General features: G+C 72.0%; 3 protein-coding genes. All 3 read left to right on the top strand.

The window, feature by feature from the left end; genetic code table 11:
- Positions 1 to 982: Hsp70 family protein (locus tag I53_RS01785; protein ID WP_374701285.1), on the top strand; the 982-nt coding region annotated here is incomplete at its 5' end.
- Complete coding sequence (locus I53_RS36050; RefSeq protein WP_374701286.1) at positions 948 to 1,205, top strand: hypothetical protein; 258 nt, start codon at positions 948 to 950, stop codon at positions 1,203 to 1,205. The genes I53_RS01785 and I53_RS36050, both read left to right, overlap by 35 nt.
- Before the next feature lie 237 nt (positions 1,206 to 1,442).
- Positions 1,443 to 2,271, top strand: an 829-nt coding sequence (locus I53_RS01790) for an MBOAT family O-acyltransferase (protein ID WP_043346017.1), incomplete at its 3' end; no start/stop codon positions are given.

The raw sequence follows: 2,271 nt of genomic DNA on the forward strand, positions 1-2,271 counted from the left end.
CCTCGGGCATAACGGCCCGGACGGACCGACGCTGCTGCCCCTGGAAGGCGCGCACCGGACGATCCCCAGCGCGATCTTCTTCGAACTCGGCCGGGAGCCCATCATCGGCCGGGCCGCGACGGCGGCCTATGTCGAGGGCCGGTCCGGCCGGATGATGCGCGGCCTGAAATCCGTCCTCGGCACCCCGCTCATGGATGAGGCCACACCGGTCGGCCGCCAGCGGCTGCGCCTGCGCGACGTCATCGCCCGCTATCTCACGGCCGTGAAGGAGCGCGCCGAGGCCGCCTGCGGCCAGAGCCTCGACAGCGTGGTCCATGGCCGCCCGGTCCACTTCGTCGATGGCGATCCGGAGGCGGACCGCCGGGCCGAAGACACGCTGCGGGACATTGCCCGCGACGTCGGCTTCCGGGAGGTCTCGTTCCAGTACGAGCCGATCGCGGCCGCCCTCGACTACGAGCGGCAGGTCCGGTCCGAGGAGATCGCGCTGGTCGCCGATATCGGCGGCGGCACCTCGGATTTCTCCATCGTGCGCCTCGCGCCGGAGCGCCGGGGCCGGCCGGACCGGGCCGGCGACATCCTGGCCAATGACGGCGTGCGGATCGGCGGCACCGATTTCGACCGTCAGCTCAGCCTCGGCACGGTGATGCCGCTCCTCGGCCTCGGAAGCCCGATGCGCCGGGGCGACCTCGCGGTGCCGAACGCCTATTACCACGACCTCGCCACGTGGTCGGCGATCAACCGTCTCTACAATCAGAAGACCCTGCGGGAGATCGACGAGGTGATCCGCGACGGCGCCCGGCCCGACCTGCTCGCGCGGCTGCCCGAGGCGGTGGAGGGGGAGCGCGAACACCCCCTGGCCGGGGCGGTGGAAGGCGCCCAGATCGCGGCCTCCGAGCAGGATGCGACGGTGCTCGATCTCGGCTTCTGGAGCGCGGCCTCTCCGTGCCGTGGATCGCGCGACCCTGTCGGCCCAGACCGGTGACCTCGCGCGGGCCGTGGCGGCCCGGATCGCGCGCTGCCTCGCGCAGGCGGAATTGCCGGCCGACCGGGTCGACGCCCTGTTCCTGACCGGCGGGTCCACCGGCCTGCCGCATCTGCGCGCCGCGCTCACGGCCGCGCTGCCCGCCGCCCGGGTGGTGGAGGGGGACACGTTCGGTTCGGTGGGGCTGGGCCTGACCATCGAGGCGGCCCGGCGCGGAGCGTGAAGCCGCACCCGGGTGACGTCGCCCGGCCCTCGGGCACTCGGCGTCGCCCGGATGACCTAGAGGGCTGCATCACCCGGGACGCTTGTACCTGAGACGGGGGCGCTGCGGCGCCGCGCTGCCGAATGGCCGCGATCGCGCGGCTGCGATTGACGGGCCGGCCCCGATCCCCGACAAGGCGGTCCCTTCCGCTCGGAGACAACGGCGGCCCATCCGGGCTCCTCCGCGCCGCCTCGCCCGATGCTGTTCAACTCCTTCGTCTTCCTCCTCGCCTTCCTGCCGGCCGCGCTGATCCTGCACGGGCTGGTGGCGCGCGCCGCGCCCGCGTGGCGGCTGCCGCTCCTCGTCGGCCTGTCCTTCGTGTTCTACGGCTGGTGGGATGTCCGCTTCGTGCCGCTGCTCGCCGGCTCGATCCTGGCGAACTGGTGCGTGGCCCGTCTCTATCGGCACAGGCCCGGCCGATGGCTGATCCCGGTCGCCATCGCCGCCAACCTCGCCCTCCTGGGGGTGTTCAAGTACCTCGATTTCGCAGCCGATCTCGCCAACCTGATCCCCGGCCTGGAGGCGCAGCGGCTCGGCCTCGCCCTGCCGCTCGGCATCTCGTTCTTCACCTTCCACCACATCATGTATCTCGCCGACCTGCGGGCCGGCCGCGCGCCGAGCTTCGGGCTCGTGAAATACGCCCTCTACATCGCCTTCTTCCCGCAGGTTCTCGCCGGCCCGCTCGTGCGCTGGAGCGAGATCATGCACCAGTTCGACGAGGCGCCCTACGCGCGGCCCGACGCCGCCGAGCGCTTCGCCCGCGGGCTGATGCTGCTCACGGTGGGGCTGGCCAAGAAGGTGTTCCTCGGCGATCCGCTCGCGGAATACGTGAATCCCGTGTTCCAGGCCGCCGCCGCCGGCAAGGCCGTCACGGTGGTGGAGGCGTGGCAGGCGACGCTGGGCTTCACCTTCCAGATCTATTTCGACTTCTCCGGCTACACCGACATGGCGCTGGGCATCGCGCTGCTGTTCGGCCTCGTCCTGCCCCAGAATTTCGACGCGCCCTACCGCGCCACCTCCCTGCGCG

It is taken from the genome of Methylobacterium sp. B1 (assembly GCF_000333255.1).
GTDB classification, from domain to species: Bacteria; Pseudomonadota; Alphaproteobacteria; order Rhizobiales; family Beijerinckiaceae; genus Methylobacterium; species Methylobacterium fujisawaense.